Annotated in this window: 16 protein-coding genes and 1 pseudogene; 8 read left to right on the forward strand and 9 right to left on the reverse strand. The window is 70.5% G+C overall.

Annotated elements, in window-relative coordinates:
• Together M878_RS47840 and M878_RS63650 are read left to right on the forward strand one after the other, a co-directional pair.
• Positions 1–426 (forward strand): annotated as a pseudogene (locus M878_RS47840) (DEAD/DEAH box helicase); the annotation flags it as partial.
• A gap of 162 nt (positions 427–588) precedes the next feature.
• Entirely contained in the window at positions 589–1470 is an 882-nt protein-coding gene (locus M878_RS63650) for an alpha/beta fold hydrolase (protein ID WP_031224913.1), read from the forward strand.
• Here M878_RS63650 and M878_RS63655 read toward each other — a convergent pair.
• Positions 1467–2372 carry an NYN domain-containing protein gene (locus M878_RS63655; RefSeq protein WP_023546943.1) on the reverse strand — a complete coding sequence of 302 codons (906 nt, stop codon included), beginning with the start codon at positions 2370–2372 and terminating at the stop codon, positions 1467–1469. The two genes, M878_RS63650 and M878_RS63655, sit on opposite strands and share 4 nt — an antisense overlap.
• A gap of 208 nt (positions 2373–2580) precedes the next feature.
• Between M878_RS63655 and M878_RS98340 the strand changes: the two genes are divergently transcribed.
• Complete coding sequence (locus tag M878_RS98340) at positions 2581–2733, forward strand: hypothetical protein (protein WP_023546944.1); 153 nt, start codon at positions 2581–2583, stop codon at positions 2731–2733.
• A 55-nt stretch (positions 2734–2788) separates the two neighbouring features.
• Here M878_RS98340 and M878_RS63660 read toward each other — a convergent pair whose 3' ends face one another.
• The 4 genes from M878_RS63660 to M878_RS63675 all read right to left on the reverse strand — a co-directional run bounded on the left by M878_RS63660 (position 2789) and on the right by M878_RS63675 (position 5905).
• The gene (locus M878_RS63660) at positions 2789–3394 is read right to left on the reverse strand and encodes a MarC family protein (RefSeq protein WP_023546945.1); all 606 of its coding nucleotides are present in this window, start codon (positions 3392–3394) and stop codon (positions 2789–2791) included.
• Between the two features lie 112 nt (positions 3395–3506).
• Positions 3507–4364 carry a PHP domain-containing protein gene (locus tag M878_RS63665; protein WP_023546946.1) on the reverse strand — a complete coding sequence of 286 codons (858 nt, stop codon included), beginning with the start codon at positions 4362–4364 and terminating at the stop codon, positions 3507–3509.
• 121 nt (positions 4365–4485) lie between these two features.
• Positions 4486–5127, reverse strand: coding sequence for a DUF6758 family protein (locus M878_RS63670; protein WP_031224914.1), 642 nt, complete (start codon positions 5125–5127; stop codon positions 4486–4488).
• A gap of 193 nt (positions 5128–5320) precedes the next feature.
• Positions 5321–5905, reverse strand: a complete 585-nt coding sequence (locus M878_RS63675) for a suppressor of fused domain protein (protein ID WP_023546948.1) — start codon at positions 5903–5905, stop codon at positions 5321–5323.
• Positions 5906–6416: 511 nt separating this feature from the next.
• Between M878_RS63675 and M878_RS63680 the strand changes: the two genes are divergently transcribed.
• Together M878_RS63680 and M878_RS63685 are read left to right on the forward strand one after the other, a co-directional pair.
• Positions 6417–7541, forward strand: coding sequence for a magnesium and cobalt transport protein CorA (locus tag M878_RS63680; protein ID WP_023546949.1), 1125 nt, complete (start codon positions 6417–6419; stop codon positions 7539–7541).
• 24 nt (positions 7542–7565) lie between these two features.
• Complete coding sequence (locus tag M878_RS63685) at positions 7566–8081, forward strand: hypothetical protein (protein WP_023546950.1); 516 nt, start codon at positions 7566–7568, stop codon at positions 8079–8081.
• Positions 8082–8111: 30 nt separating this feature from the next.
• Here the strand turns inward: M878_RS63685 and M878_RS63690 are convergent, their stop codons facing one another.
• Positions 8112–8855: a hypothetical protein gene (locus M878_RS63690; RefSeq protein WP_023546951.1), complete on the reverse strand. Its 744-nt coding sequence runs from the start codon at positions 8853–8855 to the stop codon at positions 8112–8114.
• A gap of 238 nt (positions 8856–9093) precedes the next feature.
• Between M878_RS63690 and M878_RS63695 the strand changes: the two genes are divergently transcribed.
• The 3 genes from M878_RS63695 to M878_RS63705 are packed head-to-tail and all read left to right on the forward strand — an operon-like array spanning position 9094 to position 12152.
• Positions 9094–10383, forward strand: coding sequence for a magnesium transporter MgtE N-terminal domain-containing protein (locus M878_RS63695; RefSeq protein WP_023546952.1), 1290 nt, complete (start codon positions 9094–9096; stop codon positions 10381–10383).
• On the forward strand, positions 10373–10975 hold the full coding sequence (locus M878_RS63700; protein WP_023546953.1) for a DUF1003 domain-containing protein: 603 nt from the start codon (positions 10373–10375) through the stop codon (positions 10973–10975). Before M878_RS63695 ends, M878_RS63700 begins: the two co-directional genes overlap by 11 nt.
• Before the next feature lie 43 nt (positions 10976–11018).
• Positions 11019–12152 (forward strand): Mrp/NBP35 family ATP-binding protein, encoded by a 1134-nt coding sequence (locus M878_RS63705; protein WP_031224915.1) that lies wholly within the window; start codon positions 11019–11021, stop codon positions 12150–12152.
• Between the two features lie 100 nt (positions 12153–12252).
• On the opposite strand, the gene M878_RS63710 is transcribed toward M878_RS63705, so the two are convergent.
• The 3 genes from M878_RS63710 to M878_RS94220 form a co-directional block, all read right to left on the reverse strand.
• The gene (locus tag M878_RS63710) at positions 12253–12912 is read right to left on the reverse strand and encodes a hypothetical protein (protein ID WP_023546955.1); all 660 of its coding nucleotides are present in this window, start codon (positions 12910–12912) and stop codon (positions 12253–12255) included.
• A 316-nt stretch (positions 12913–13228) separates the two neighbouring features.
• The gene (locus tag M878_RS63715; protein ID WP_023546956.1) at positions 13229–13690 is read right to left on the reverse strand and encodes a sec-independent translocase; all 462 of its coding nucleotides are present in this window, start codon (positions 13688–13690) and stop codon (positions 13229–13231) included.
• Positions 13691–13774: 84 nt separating this feature from the next.
• Positions 13775–15694 (reverse strand): S1C family serine protease, encoded by a 1920-nt coding sequence (locus tag M878_RS94220; protein WP_245238095.1) that lies wholly within the window; start codon positions 15692–15694, stop codon positions 13775–13777.
• Between the last annotated feature and the right edge of the window lie 219 nt (positions 15695–15913).

The raw sequence follows: 15913 nt of genomic DNA on the forward strand, positions 1-15913 counted from the left end.
GGCACGGAGGCCAAACCGCGCCGCACGCGCAAGACCGCAGCGGCCGCGGTGACCACCGAGGCTCCGGAAACCGAGGCAAAGCCCCGCCGCACGCGCAAGACAGCCGCCGCCGCGCCGGAGCCGACCGAGGCCCCCGAAGCCGAGGCCAAGCCCCGCCGGACCCGCAAGACGGCCGCCACCGCGCCGGAGCCGACCGAGGCCCCCGAAGCCGAGGCCAAGCCCCGCCGGACCCGGAAGACGGCCGCTGCCGTCGCCGAGGTGGACGGTGCCGCCGAGGTCGCCGTGCCCAAGGTGCGGCGGACCCGTAAGGCCGTCGCCGAGGCGGCCGGTGCGGAGATCCCGGTGCAGGCCACCAGGGAGCCGGAGGCCAAGCCGCGGCGCCGTACCCGCAAGGCCGCGGCGGCCGCCGAGGTCACCGAAGCCTGATCCGGCACCCCGTCACCGACGGCCCGGTCCACTCCCAGTGGGCCGGGCCGTCGCACGTCCGGCACACCATCAGACCGACGACGCGCAGAGGACCCACCGCGCCCCGGCACAGCCGCCCAGGCCGCCTCCCTGCCGTCCTCCCCCGCCCGATAGCCTCTCCCCATGAGCAGGCCCGCCACCTTTGTCCCGCCGCCCGGTGCCCGTGCGTACTCCTTGCGGAGCGCGCGTGGGGAGTTTGCCGTCATCGACGCTCCCGTGGCCGACGGGGTCGAGGCGCGGGGCGTCGCGCTGTTGCTGCCGGGGTTCACCGGGAGCAAGGAGGACTTCAATCCGCTGCATGTGCCGCTCGCGCGGCGCGGGTACCGGACCGTGGCGGTCGACGGGCGCGGGCAGTACGAGTCGGACGGGCCCGAGACCGACGAATCCGCCTACGCTCAGGAGGAGTTGGCGCGGGACGTGCTGGCGCAGGCCGAGGCGCTCGGGGAGCCGGTGCATCTGCTGGGCCACTCCCTCGGTGGGCAGATCTCGCGCGCGGCCGTACTGCTCGACCACGCGCCCTTTCGCTCACTGACCCTCATGGCCTCCGGCCCCGCGCAGATCTCGGAGTCCCAGCAGCAGCGCGTGAAGCTGCTGCGGGACGCGCTCGCCGTGATGAACATGGCGGACGTGTGGGACGCGATCCAGGCGATGGAGACGCCCGAGGAGACCGAGACGGCGGCGCTCGACGGCGGTCTCGACGACCGGGACGACCTACGGCGCCGCTGGCTGGGCACCAAGCCCGCCCAGCTCCTCGCCACCGGACGCCAGTTGTGCACGGAACCGGACCGGGTCGCGGAACTGGCCGCCGTACCGCTGCCGTTCCACATCCTGTCGGGCGCGCGGGACGACACCTGGCCGTTGCCCCTGCTGGACGACATGGCGGTACGGCTGAACGCCCGGCGGACGGTGATCGAGGACGCCGAGCACTCCCCCAACACCGACCAGCCCCTGCCCACGGCCCACGCGATCGCCGACTTCTGGGACCACGCCACCGCAGAGCGCTAGTACTGCCCCTGCAAGTGGTCCCAGAAGCCGTCCCTGAGGGCTCGGCGGAGGTCTGCCTGGCCGCGCAGGGAGTACTGGAGCAGGCCTTCGGCCTCGACCAGCAGGTCCTGGTCGACGGAGCCGGGGAGGTAGGGGTGGCCGGGCAGGAGGTCGGCCAGGGTCTCGCGGCCCCGGGCGGCCAGCCATTTCGCCGCGATCTGGGCGCCGACGAAGCGGACGTCCTCGCGGGTGGGACGGGTGCCGGTGGTGGCCTCGTAGGCGGCGGCCGTGCGGCGGGAGACGTACGGCTTGAAGAAGTCGAGGTCGAGGGTGCGCTGGCTGTCGACCTCCCAGAGCAGCGGCTCGGCCTGGTTGCGGCCCTCGGGGGCCTCGATGCCCCAGAGGTGGACCCGGGCGCCGTACCCCTGCGCCGCCTCGACCGCCGAGACCAGGTCCTCGTCGCCGCCGAGGAGTGCCGCGTCGCTGATGGCGCGATGGCGGGCCAGGGACTCCAGGTCGGAGCGGATCAGTGAATCGACGCCCTTCTGCTGGTTGTTGGCGTTGAGGTTGCCCAGGCGGACCTTGACGTCGGGCAGTTCGGCGATGGTCTGCTGCTCGGCGGTGTGGATGCGGCGGCGGGCGCCGTCGTACCAGTAGACGCGCAGCAGGCGGCTGTCCGCGAAGACCGAGCGGGCCCGGTCGATGAGGGCCTCGATCAGGCCCTCGGCGTCGAGGTCGAAGGCCCGTCGGTCCTCGGTTCCGGCGACCAGCCGGCCGGCGGCCGCGTACAGATACCCCGCGTCGACGAAGATCGCGTGGGTGGAGGGCGTCTTCGCCACCTCGGCGAGCATGCGTTCCAGCAGCTCGTTCGTGCGGTCGATGCGGGCGCCCAGGGCCGCCAGGTCGTCGTTCATCGCCTCCATTGTCCCGGTGGTCACGCTGCGAACACAACCGGCCCCGGTCGGTCCGGTCCAAGGTTCTTACCGGTCGGTAATTAGCCGTTCGAAAAATTTCTTTAGCGTAGGGAATGTTTGTAACGTGAAGCGCGTTGACTGGATACGACACCACAGAGACGAGGTGTCACACCGAGTAGTTCTCCTCAGGAGGATGACCAGACGAAGGGAGAAGCCCTTGCGCTTCGAAATCATGCGACTCGACGAGCTCGACGGCACCACCGTGGACAGCACCGTCGTGGACGCCGCCTCCGTCAACCGGATCGTTCAGCAGGCCGCCGCCATCGGGCAGCGTCTGTGGATCCGCCCGGCCGAGACCAAGGCCTCGTAACGCTCACGCGTAGCGCGCCACTCAAGCTTTCCGGGGGAGCCGAGCCGACGAGGGCTCAGCTTCCCCGGATCACCTGAGTGACCCCGTTGATGATCTGCTGCACGGCGATCGCGGAGAGCATCATGCCCGCGAGCCGCGTCACCAGCACCACACCGCCGTCCTTGATGACCCGGATGATCAGCAGCGAGTAACGCATCACCAGCCACAGCACCACATGGATCGCGAGGATCGCGGACCACACCGAGATCTGCGCGGACACGCTGCCGGCCTTCTGCACGGCCAGGATCACGGACACGATCGCACCGGGCCCGGCCAGCAGCGGCATGCCCAGGGGGACGAGCGCGACGTTGACGTCCTTGGTCTGCTTGGGCTCATCGGTCTTGCCGGTGAGCAGGTCGAGCGCGATCAGCAGGAGCAGCAGACCGCCCGAGATCATCAGCGCGGGGACGGAGACGTGCAGATAGTCGAGGATCCGGTGTCCCAGGACGCCGAACGTGGCGATGACCCCGCCCGCCACGCACACGGCCTGGAAGGCCATGCGCCGCTGCACCTTGGCCGGACGGCCGGCGGTGAGCGCGAGGAAGATCGGGGTGATCCCGGGGGGATCCATGATGACGAAAAGGGTCAGGAACAGAGAACCGAAGACAGCGACATCGAACATGGTTGTGCAGCAGGCCTTGCAGGAAGAGGTGGGTACGGGCTGGGTGAGGCGGTCCGGCCTCAGGTGACTGAGGCGGTCCGGGCCTCAGGTGGGTGAGGCGGTCCGTTCGGCCTCAGGCTCCGCCGGTACCCGGGACGGGGAACGCCCCGGTGGCCCGCCGCGTGATCTCCCCGTACACCTCGGGGTCGGTCGTGTACGCGCCCAGGGACACGGTCTTGCGGCTGCCGTGGTAGTCGGAGGAGCCCGTGACGAGCAGATCCAGTTCCTTGGCCAGGCCCCGCAGCCGGTCGCGCGCGTCGGCGTCGTGATCCATGTGATCGACCTCGATGCCGTCCAGGCCGGCCTCGGCCATCTCGGCGATCCGGGACTCCGGCACCGTACGACCGCGCTTGGCGGCGGCCGGGTGCGCGAACACGCAGACCCCGCCCGCGCTCTTGACCAGCCGGATCGCCTCGAAGGGGTCGGTCTCGTGCTTCTCCACGTAGGCCCGGCCGCCGTCGGCCAGCCAGTCCTCGGTGAACGCGTCGCTCACGGTGGGTACGACGCCCAGCTCGACCAGCGCCGTCGCGACATGCGGGCGCCCCACGGAACCACCGGCGGCGATCCGCTCGACCTGCTCCCAAGTGACCGGCACGTCCAGCGCGTTCAGCTTGGCAATCATGCCCCGGGCCCGCGGCACCCGGTCGTCCCGCACCAGCTCGCGCTCGGCAAGCAGAGCGGGCTCCTCGGGGTCGAAGAGGTAGGCCAGCAGGTGCATGGAGACGCCGTCGACACGGCAGGACAGCTCGGCGCCGGTGACCAGCGTGAGCCCCTCGGGCAGCGCGGCGATCGCCTCGGCATACCCACGAGTGGTGTCATGATCGGTCAGCGCGACGACGTCCAGCCCGGCAGCGGCAGCGTTGCGCACCAGCTCGGCGGGGGTGTCCGTACCGTCGGAAGCCGTGGAGTGACAGTGCAGATCGATGCGCACGCGAACTCCAGACGGTGACGACACTGAAGGGGACACCTAAGGATAGCGGTGTTTTCCATCCTCCCTGTCACACCCGAACCTACTGAGCACCCCCTACTGCAACCCACCTGGGGGCACGGGGCTACGGCCGAAGCAAGCGCGGCGACAACGCCCCGTACGGCACCAGATCCAGCTCCGCCCCCGCGTCCCGCAGATCCGTCAGGACCAGTTCGTCGTACATCAGCAGCCCGGACTGCTCGGGCCACATCACCGCCCACAGCCACATACCGAGCGCCTCGCCGGCGAAGACCGCGCGGTCGTCGGGGGTGCGGTAGACATGCCAGAGCGGGGTCGGGCGGCCGGCCGCGAGGACCTTCGCCTGGGGCGGTTTCTCGATGTTCATGTACGGCCCCGGGTCGGGCCCGTCGATGCCCGCGTACCGCGCGCCGAGGCCGACGCCGAGTTCCTCGGCGACCAGGATGAGTTCACCGGGGCCGCCGAGCGGACCGGGCCCGGAGCAGGCAACGGCGGTCGCACGGCCACCGCTGCGGTCGTCGCCCGCGTAGGCCACGCCGGTGAAGAGCCACCCGACCGGCAGTGGCCAGGGCATCCACACCGGGACGTGGGTACGGTGCACCACGGCACCGAGGGCTTCGACACTGGGCGGGATCACGGGCTGCAGCGGATACACCGTGCCGTGCACGTCGCACTGCCACGAATCGGCGAAGAGACCGGGCGCCCTGACCCGGCCACCGCACCTCGGGCAACTGGGTTCGCCCCTCATAGGGCTCCACGGTCCTACCCCTGCTCGCCCACGTCAAGGACGATCACCCGTCCGGAGGGAGCCTTTGACCGCACCGAAGTGCATGCACATTGCATTTATCAGGGGCCGTAAGACCCTGCTGCCCGGCCTCGCCTTCGTGGCCGTCATCGGTGAGCTTGCTCACGCCGGTGCTCGCCCGGCGCTCGCCCCGCGGTCAGTCCAGCGGGACGGACTTGCGGGCGGGATCCCTCAGGTCCGTCCCGTTCGCGAGCCAGCGCTCCTGGAGGGCCTGCGCACCGTGCACCCGCTTCCAGGCGGCCTCGTTCGGGGTCATCGGCAGCAGCGGCAGGAACCGTACGGGCTCCATCGGGTCGTCCAGCTCCAGGTCCTCGACCAGACCGCCGGGCTCACCCACCAGGACCGAGCTGAAGGGGGCGCCGGGCCACAGCGGGTCGCCGACGTCCAAAGAGGCGCCCGGAGTCACGATCAGGCCCTCCACCTGCGGGGACGCGGCCAGCACGGCGAGCGGACGGAGCACCTTGTCGGTGTCGGCGAGGCCCGCGCGGACAGAGAGGACCAGCTCGGCGCGGGGGCCCTCGACCGGGTCGGCGAACACCGCGGTGGGGTCGGTCATGGGGTGCGCGGACATACCGAGGGTGGCGTACCGCAGGACGTCCCCCTCCTGGAACCGGAGCACCTCGATGCGGTCCGTGCCGAGGAAGGTGACGGCGGCGCGCGCATCCGGTGCGCCCAGCGCGGTGGTCAACCGCGCCTCGACCAGAGGAAGAACATCAACCATGCCGCGAGCATAGAACTCGTCAGGTGCGGGCAAAGCGGCACCTTGACAGTTCGGGCGGCTGCTACGCTGAGCCGGTGGTTCGGGGCAGTATGTAGACAATGATTGTCAAGTCCCGAACAGTGGGACTCCCTTACGAGGGACCGGCCGGAGGAGGTGGGGCTGTCATGGATCGAAGTCGACCGTGCAGTACCACTCGCTCTTCCGCCCGCTGATCCAGTCACTGGCTGCTCTCTGGCTGACTGCCGCCTCTCCGTGCGTATCGCCCATCGGAAGAGCACTTCTTTTCGCTGTGCCTGATCCGTCTGATCGCTCGATCTGCCCGATCTGAATCAGTTCTGCATCAGTAGCGAAGTCGCCACCGCGACGGTGCGGTGCTCCCCGCTTTGTGGACGTGCCAAACATCCTTCCGCTGCCTCAAGGGCGGGGGACCTCTTGCCAGGACGTCCCCATTCCGGGTAGTTCCACCCGTTGCCGTGCGGTCTTTCGTTGCCTGTCGCGAAGGAGCCTGCCCATGTCGATGATCCGCGACCTGCGCGCCGCGGTCCGTCCGTCCCGTGTCTCGCCGCGCAAGAACGCGAGCACGTCGTCGTACGACACCACGCGCGATCCCGGCACGCCGTCGGCCGTCGTGGACTGCGCCGTCTACCGCGACGGCACCCGTGTCAAGAGCGCGGGGCCGCTCAGCCCGCACGAGGCGATGCGGCTGGTACGCCGTGACGGCGGCTTCGTCTGGATCGGGCTGCACGAGCCGACCGAGGCCGAATTCGCCGGTATCGCCAGCGAGTTCGGGCTGCACCCGCTGGCCGTCGAGGACGCGGTGCAGGCCCACCAGCGGCCCAAGCTGGAGCGGTACGACGACTCGCTCTTCACCGTCTTCAAGACCATCCACTACTGCGACCACGACCGGCTCACCCCGAACAGCGAGGTCGTCGAGACCGGCGAGGTGATGTGCTTCACCGGCCGGGACTTCCTCATCACCGTCCGGCACGGCGGCCAGGGCTCGCTCAGGGCGCTGCGGCACCGGCTGCAGGACGACCCCGAGCTGCTCGCCAAGGGCTCCTCGGCAGTGCTGCACGCCATCGCCGACCATGTCGTGGACGGCTACATCGCGGTCGCCGACGCGGTGCAGGACGACATCGACGAGGTGGAGACCGAGGTCTTCTCGCCGGGCCGCAAGGGCGGGGTGTCGCGTGGTGTGGACTCGGCGCGGATCTACCAACTCAAGCGTGAGGTGCTGGAGTTCAAGCGCGCGGTCTCGCCGCTGCTGCGCCCCATGCAGCTGCTGAGCGAGCGGCCGATGCGGCTGATCGACCCGGACATCCAGAAGTACTTCCGGGACGTCGCCGACCACCTCGCCCGGGTCCAGGAGCAGGTGCTGGGCTTCGACGAACTCCTCAACTCCATCCTCCAGGCCAACCTCGCGCAGGCGTCCGTCGCGCAGAACGAGGACATGCGCAAGATCACCGCCTGGGCCGCGATCATCGCCGTACCGACGATGGTGACCGGTGTGTACGGCATGAACTTCGACCACATGCCAGAGCTGCACTGGAAGTACGGCTACCCGCTCGTCCTGAGCCTCACCATCGCCATGTGCGTCGGCATCCACCGGGTGCTGAAGCGCAACGGCTGGCTCTGAGCAGGCGCTGGATAGGCTGAGCACATGACAAGCGAGCTGCACGAGCGGGCCCTCATCGAGGAGGCCGCCAAGAAGTCCGGCCTCATCTGGGTCAGGGGCGCAGGTAGCCCGGCCGCGCGTGCGCTGTGGCACGTGTGGCACGAGGGCGCGGTGTGCCTGGTCGGCGGCGGGCCCGGTGAGCAGCCGCTGGAGGGGCTGGTCGACGGGGGCTCCGCCGAGGTGACCGTGCGCAGCAAGGACAAGGGCGGCCGGCTGGTGACGTTCCCGGCGACCGTGTCCGAGCTGCCCGCCGGCTCGGCCGAGTGGGAAGCGGCCGTCGCCGAGCTGAAGGGCAAGCGCCTGAACGCCCCCGACGGCGAACAGATGCCGGCCCGCTGGGCACGCGAGTGCCGGGTGCTGCGCCTGGCTCCGGCGGGGTCCTCGGTTCCGTTGCCTGACAGCAGCTTGGCTCAGGCTCCGGTCGCGACTGCGGCGACCACCCGCAGACCGGTACCCGCGGGCCTGCCGAAGCTTCTTGTGAAGCGCCGGAAGGGACGGTAACGCCGGAGACGGGGGCGGAGAAACGTCCCGCTAGGACGTCGGCAGCTGCTTGCCGTAGTCGACGGTCTCACCCGTTGCGGGCTCGGCTACGGCGAAGTCCTTACCCCAGTCGGAGAAGCTGAGCGTGCCGGCTCCGCCGGCACGGACCAGGCGGAGCGGATACGGGGTGCCCTCCAGAGAGACGTCGAGGCTGCCGCCGGAGCCCTTGTCACCGGTGATGCGGATGGTGCGCGTACCCGCGTCGTCGTGATGGCCGTCCGTCGCCAACGTGCCGTGCAGTGAGAGCAGCCCCTCAAGGAGGACGTCCTTGTCCGTGAAGCCGCTGAACTTCTTGTACGCGGGATCCCCCTGCGGCACCTTCACGTACTTGCCGTTCAATGTGCCGGCCGCGTCGCCGCCCTGCCCGCCGGCCTGGTTCCAGAAGTCCGCGTCGGCCTTCAGGTACAGCTGCTCGCCGACCCGCAGCAGCTTGAAGGTCGCCCCCTTCGAGGTCACCGAGCCGGTCCCGCCGTCGGCCTTGAGCTGCATGTCCAGCTGGTACGTCCGGCCGCTGGTGACGACCGTCCCGGACAGCCGTACCGCCGACGCCGATGAGGCCGCCGCCTGTGTCTTCGCCTGGATCTTGTCGGCGGGCAGCTTGCCCACGCCGTTGGTGCCCGCGTCCGGATCACCGCCCCCGCACGCCGTCAGCACCGCCACCCCGGTCACGGCCAGTGCGCACATGCCGGCCGCCCGCGCGGCCCGGCGGGTTCGGCCCTGGGGAATCGCAGTCACAGAGAGCGCTGCCTTTCTGAGGGTTCCTGAGCGGCGTACCGCAGCGTACCGGTGCCTCGGCCGCCGGGCGGAGCCTGTCCGTCCGGACCGCCCACCGGGGCGTATCCGACCGGTAAGGGCTAGCCTGAAGCGCACCCGAGCGAGCAAATCCGAGCAATTCACCGATCTATTTACAAAGAAAGCGGAACACCCCAGAAAGGGGCGATTCCCAGGACACTCCAGCAGAGGAAGCACAGCCATGGCAGCCGGCGCCCCCCGGATCTTCGTCTCGCACCTCGCCGGGGTCCCCGCCTTCGACCCGAACGGCGAACAGGTGGGCCGTGTGCGCGATCTGGTCGTGATGCTGCGCGTGGGCCGCAGACCCCCGCGGGTGCTCGGACTGGTCGTCGAACTGACCACCCGGCGCCGTATCTTCCTGCCCATGACCCGGATCACCGGTGTCGAGTCCGGGCAGGTCATCACCACCGGCGTGATGAACGTCCGGCGTTTCGAGCAGCGGCCCACCGAGCGGCTGGTCTTCGGGGAGCTGCTGGACCGGCGCGTGAAGCTGGTGGAGACCGGCGAGGAGGTCACCGTCCTCGACGTGTCCGTGCAGCAGCTGCCCGCCCGCCGGGACTGGGAGGTCGACCGCGTCTTCGTCCGCAAAGGGAAGAAGGCGACGGCCTTCCGGCGGGCCAAGGGTGAGACGCTGACCGCCGACTGGTCCGCCGTCACCGGGTTCTCCCTGGAGGAACACGGGCAGGGCGCCGAGAGCCTGCTCGCCACCTTCGAGCAGTTGCGCCCCGCCGACCTCGCCAACGTCCTGCACCACCTCTCCGCCAAGCGGCGCGCCGAGGTCGCCGCGGCCCTCGACGACGACCGCCTGGCCGACGTACTCGAAGAGCTGCCGGAGGACGATCAGATCGAGATCCTCGGCAAGCTGAAGGAGGAGCGCGCGGCGGACGTCCTGGAGGCCATGGACCCCGACGACGCAGCCGACCTGCTGTCCGAGCTGCCCGAGGACGACAAGGAGCGGCTGCTGAGCCTGATGCAGCCGGCCGACGCGGCCGACATGCGCCGCCTGATGTCGTACGAGGAGCACACGGCCGGCGGTCTGATGACCACCGAGCCGATCGTGCTGCGCCCGGACGCCACCGTCGCCGACGCGCTCGCGAGGGTCCGCAACCCCGACCTCTCCCCCGCGCTCGCCGCCCAGGTCTACGTCTGCCGCCCGCCCGACGAGACCCCGACCGGCAAGTACCTGGGCACGGTCCACTTCCAGCGGCTGCTGCGCGATCCCCCGTACACCCTGGTCAGCTCCCTCGTGGACGAGGATCTGCAAACCCTGGCCCCGGACGCCGCCCTCCCCGTCATCGCCGGGTTCTTCGCCACGTACGACATGGTGGCCGCGCCCGTGGTGGACGAGGCCGGGTCGCTGCTGGGCGCAGTGACCGTGGATGACGTACTGGACCACATGCTGCCGGAGGACTGGCGGGAGACCGAGTTCCATCTGGACGAGGGAGAAGGGGCGGCCACGCATGGTTCCTGAGCGCGAGAGCACCCGCGAGCGCACTCCGGCGGGCGCCACGGCGGCCACCCGGCCCCGTACGCCCCGCCTGGACCAGCCGCGCCCGCCGCGCCACCGGTTCCTGCCCGAGTGGGACCCGGAGGCCTTCGGCCGGCTGTCGGAACGGATCGCCCGCTTCCTGGGCACGGGCCGCTTCATCGTCTGGATGACGGTCGTCATCATCGTGTGGGTGGTGTGGAACATCGCCGCGCCCCAGCACCTGCGCTTCGACACATACCCGTTCATCTTCCTGACCCTGGTGCTGTCCCTGCAGGCCTCCTACGCGGCCCCGCTGATCCTGCTCGCGCAGAACCGGCAGGACGACCGCGACCGGGTCAACCTGGAGCAGGACCGCAAGCAGAACGAGCGGTCCATCGCCGACACCGAGTACCTGACCCGGGAGATCGCCTCGCTGCGCATGGGCCTCGGCGAGGTCGCGACCCGGGACTGGATCCGCTCGGAGCTGCAGGACCTGGTCAAGGAGCTGGAGGACCGACGGCGTCACGACGGGCATGTCGTATTCCCGACAGAACGGTCCGAAAGGTCTCCTCGACGTGACACAGACGACCGCTGAGGGGCATCCCGAAGGTCCCTCGCGGCGCCGTACCATCGTCCTTATGGCTACGGAAGACGCGGTGCGCGAGGCACTGGCGACGGTGAACGACCCCGAGATCAACCGACCCATCACCGAACTGGGGATGGTCAAATCGGTGGAGATCGGGGAGGACGGCGCGGTCGCGGTCACCGTGTACCTGACGGTCTCCGGCTGCCCCATGCGCGGCACCATCACCCAGCGCGTCACCGAGGCGGTCTCCCGGGTCGAGGGCGTCACCCGCGTCGACGTCACGCTGGACGTGATGAGCGACGAACAGCGCAAGGAGCTGGCGGCCGCCCTGCGCGGCGGCCAGGCCGAGCGCGAGGTCCCCTTCGCCAAGCCCGGCAACCTCACCCGGGTCTACGCGGTCGCCTCCGGCAAGGGCGGCGTCGGCAAGTCCTCGGTGACGGTGAACCTGGCGGCCGCCATGGCCGCCGACGGCCTCAAGGTGGGCGTCGTCGACGCCGACATCTATGGCCACAGCGTGCCGCGCATGCTGGCCGTGGACGGCCGCCCGACCCAGGTCGAGAACATGATCATGCCGCCGCAGGCGAACGGCGTGAAGGTCATCTCGATCGGCATGTTCACCCCGGGCAACGCCCCGGTCGTCTGGCGCGGCCCGATGCTCCACCGCGCCCTCCAGCAGTTCCTCGCGGACGTGTGGTGGGGCGACCTGGACGTCCTGCTGCTGGACCTCCCGCCCGGCACCGGCGACATCGCGATCTCCGTGGCCCAGCTGGTCCCGAACGCCGAGATCCTGGTCGTGACCACGCCGCAGCAGGCGGCGGCCGAGGTCGCCGAGCGCGCCGGTTCCATCGCCGTCCAGACCCACCAGAAGATCGTCGGCGTGGTCGAGAACATGTCCGGCCTGCCCTGCCCGCACTGCGGCGAGATGGTCGACGTCTTCGGCACGGGCGGCGGCCAGATGGTCGCCGACGGCCTCACCCGCACCACGGGTACGACGGTCCCGGTCCTCGGCAACATCCCGATCGACGTCCGCCTCCGCGAGGGCGGCGACGAGGGCAAGCCGGTCGTCCTGACCGACCCCGACTCCCCGGCGGGCAGCGCGCTCAGGGCTATCGCCGGGAAGCTGGGGGGACGGCAGAGGGGGCTCTCGGGCCTTTCTCTGGGGCTCACCCCGAAGAACAAGTTCTGAGAGCTCTTCGGCATCTGAGAACCATTCGGCAGAGGACTCTGCAGCAGGGGGCGAGTGGCCCTACGGCGAAGGGGCGCCGAAACGAATCAGCGCTCCTTCATCACGCGTAAGCGGCGATGTCCTTCACCACGGCGAACCCAAGACCGTACGCGCTCATGCCGCGCCCGTACGCCCCCAAATGCACCCCGGCTTCCGTCGTACCGGCGAGCACCCACCCGAACTCGGACTCCCGGTAGTAGAAGGAAGCCGCAACCCCGTCCACGGGAAGAGACAGCTTGGACCACTCCGGCCCGTCGAGATCGTCGGCGAGGGCCCACGCCGTCTCCGTCTGCTGCTCCAGCCAGTCGTCCCGCAGCGTGTGATCCATCTGCCCGGGCCAGGTGAACGTCAGCAGCCCCACCCCGGCCAGCCACGCGGCCGAGGAGACCGAGGTCGCCTCCAGCAGCCCCGTACCGTCGGCGCTCCTGCGCGACGGCTGCGCGGCGACGGTCACGACCACCGCGAACTTCTCCCGCGGCTCCCCGGCGGCCTCGCTACGTACGGAGGGCTCGTCCCCGTGCCCGATCGAACCGTGCTCGACGGCACCGTCGGCCGCCGTACCGACCTGCATCAGCCAGCGCTGCCCGGTGAAGGCCTCGTCGAGGCCGTACCACGGGAAGGGCGCCTGCAGGTAACCGTCGATCGTACGCCGGGCGGAGGGCAGCTGCTGCCCATCCGCCGCGGCCGGCGCCTGCGCGCCCACCCGACTCGTCGTCTCCATCTGCTCGGACGCCTCCTCGCTCTCGTCGGACCGGGGTGGCCCGCCCCCCTTCGGGCGTAGTCGTCCGGTCCGCACAACAACTCGGCAGCATATCCACACCGGTGAGAGCCTCAGGGCAGGCGCTGGATGCGTGAGTCGTATGAACGGCCTGTTCGGGCCGTGTGCGACGGGTGCGTGCTATGAAATGCCTCACGTGCGCGGCATACGCCCGGGTGAGCGTTTCGACGCCGACCGGGTGCAGGCAGGGCTCAGGGGGCGTACGGGAGCAGGCGGCGTACGAGACCGGACGGTGTACGGCATCGCATGGCGTGCGGGATCAGGTGGCGTCGGCGTCGAACGGCGGCCACTCGTCCTTGCCCAGCTCCTCGGGCTTCTTGGTCATGTCCACTCGCCCCGAGGAGGCGGAGCCCGAGGACGGAGAACCCGAAGACGCAACGGACGCGGACGCCTCGCTCTCCCGGCCGTTGACGGCGTCGGTGACCTCGGCCATCTCCTTCTTCAGGTCGAATCCGTTGCGGATCTCCTTCAGCCCCAGGTCGTCGTTGTCCAGCTGCTTGCGGATGAACGTCTTGGGGTTGAGGTCCTCGAACTCGAAGTCCTTGAATTCCGGGCCCAGTTCGCTACGGATGTCCTGCTTGGCGCTCTCCGAGAACTCGCGGATCTTCCGGATCGTGCGCGTCACGTCCTGGATGACCTTCGGGAGCTTGTCCGGACCGAAGACGAGCACGGCGATCACAACGATCGTCACCAGCTCCAGTGGTCCTATGTCATTGAACACCTGACGCTCCTTGCGATGTCCTCGGTCGCTCAACGGTACCCGGCGTTCCTGTCCGACCGGTACCGTCCCGAGGTGAGACTTGTGTCAGTTCTGCTCCGCCGCGCCCAGCCGGAGCGTGACCTGCTGGTCGGTGCCGCCGCGCCGGACGGCCAGCCGCAGTGAGTCGCCGGGCCGGTGGGCGCGGATCTTGACGATCAGTTCCTCGGCCGTGTGCACGGGCTGCCCGTCGACCTCGGTGATGACATCGCCCGCCTTGAGTCCGGCCTGCTCAGCGGGGCCGCCCCGGGCCACGGCGGGCCCGCCGTTCGCGCTCTTGCTGTCGATACGGGCGCCGTCACCGGTGTACGACATGTCGAGGGTGACACCGATCACGGGGTGGGTCGCGTGACCGTCGTTGATCAGTTCCTCGGCGACGCGCTTGGCCTGGTTCACAGGGATGGCGAAGCCGAGACCGATGGAACCGGCCTGGCTGCTGTCCGAGTCGGAACCGCTGTCGGCGGACCGGATGGCGGAGTTGATGCCGATCACCTGGGCCCGGGAGTCGAGCAGCGGACCGCCGGAGTTGCCGGGGTTGATGGGCGCGTCGGTCTGCAACGCGTCGACATAGCTGACGTCGCTCCCGTCGCCCTTGTCCCCGCCGGACGTGATGGGCCGCTCCTTGGCGCTGATGATGCCGGAGGTGACGGTGTTGGCGAGGTCGAAGGGGGCGCCGATGGCGACGACGGGGTCACCGACCCGGACGTCGTCGGAGTTGCCGAGAGGCAGCGGGGTGAGCCCGTGCACGCCGTTGACCTGGACGACCGCGAGGTCGTAACCACTGTCGTGACCCACCACTGTGGCCTTGACGGTGTCACCGCTGCTGAAGGTCACCGTTATCGCGCCGTCCGATCCGGCGGGCGCGACGACGTGGTTGTTCGTGAGGATGCGCCCCTGGGCGTCGAGCACGAAGCCCGTGCCGGTGTCCTCCTGATCGGTCCCGGTGACATGCAGGGTGACGACACTGGGCAGCGCCCGGGCGGCTATCCCGGCCACACTGTCCGGCGCCCGCCCGGCAGGCACACGCCCGGCCTGCGGCAGCCGGACATCGCCGCCCAGCCGCTCCCGCTCGACATAGGCCCCGACGACCCCGCCGATACCCGCGGAAACGAGGGCGATCACAAGACTCCACACCACCACGGACCGCTGCGCCCACCGACCACCCCGCACATCCGCCGGCCGCCCACCCCCGCTCTGCTGCAACGCCCCGACCTGCTCCACGGGCGAACCCGCGGCCCAGGGGTCATAACGCCGCGCCGAATCCCCTGCCGCCTCGTGCGACGACGGCGCGCCCAGGGGGGCGGGAGTGCCTGGGACGGGAGGACCGGCGACGGGACCGCCGAGCGCTGCTCCGCCGACTACCGGAGCACCGGGGACGGGACCGCTGGGGGCGGGACCGCCAGAGGTGGGGACCCCGGGGGCTGCCATCGGGGTGCCGGGCGTACCGGGCGTACCGGGGGCTGCCATGGGGGTGCCGGGCGCGGGTGCGCCGGGGGTGAGGGTGTGCGGCCCGGGTACCGGCGCGGGAGCTCCCGGTGCGGGAGCGGGAACCCCGGGTGCCGAGGCCACAGGCCCCGGCGCCGACGGAGCCGTCGGGGCGGGCGTGCCCTGGGCCGGGGTGGCCGCCGGGTGCTGTACGGGCGGTGCGGGGGCCCAGGGGCCCGGCTCGCCGTACGGCGGAGTGCCGTAGGGATCGGGGTCATGCAAGGGCTTCGGCCGCTCGGTGGGAGCCGCCCAGGCGGTTTCTCCGGGCTCGGACGACGCGTTGGGCGCTGCGCTCTCGGTTGCCTCGGCCTCACCCGTGAGCTCCGACACCGGCTTGGCCAGCTCGAAGTCCCCGTCGCTCTCCGCCTCAGCGCGCTCCGGCCCAGCCGTCTCCGCCTCGGGCGTCCGTACGGGCTCAGCCGCGGGTACCGGACGCGCCAACTCGAAGTCCGCCGGATCGGAATCCATCGGTGCGGAATCCATCGGCGCGGGTCCCTCCCGTCCGGAGCCAGTCCGCTCGAAATCCGTCGGCTCCGAACCCGTCGGCTCGAAGTCCGCGGTCCCGGAATCCACCAGGCCGGAATCCGTCCCCTCGGAGTCCGCCGTCCCGGAATCCGTCGGCTCGGCCTCCGTCGGCTCGATACCGCCCGGCATTCCGTCCCGCCCGGCGCTCACCCGCTCCGCAGCGTCGGTCCGGTCGGC

This window comes from Streptomyces roseochromogenus subsp. oscitans DS 12.976, assembly GCF_000497445.1.
Taxonomy (GTDB): Bacteria; Actinomycetota; Actinomycetes; order Streptomycetales; family Streptomycetaceae; genus Streptomyces; species Streptomyces oscitans.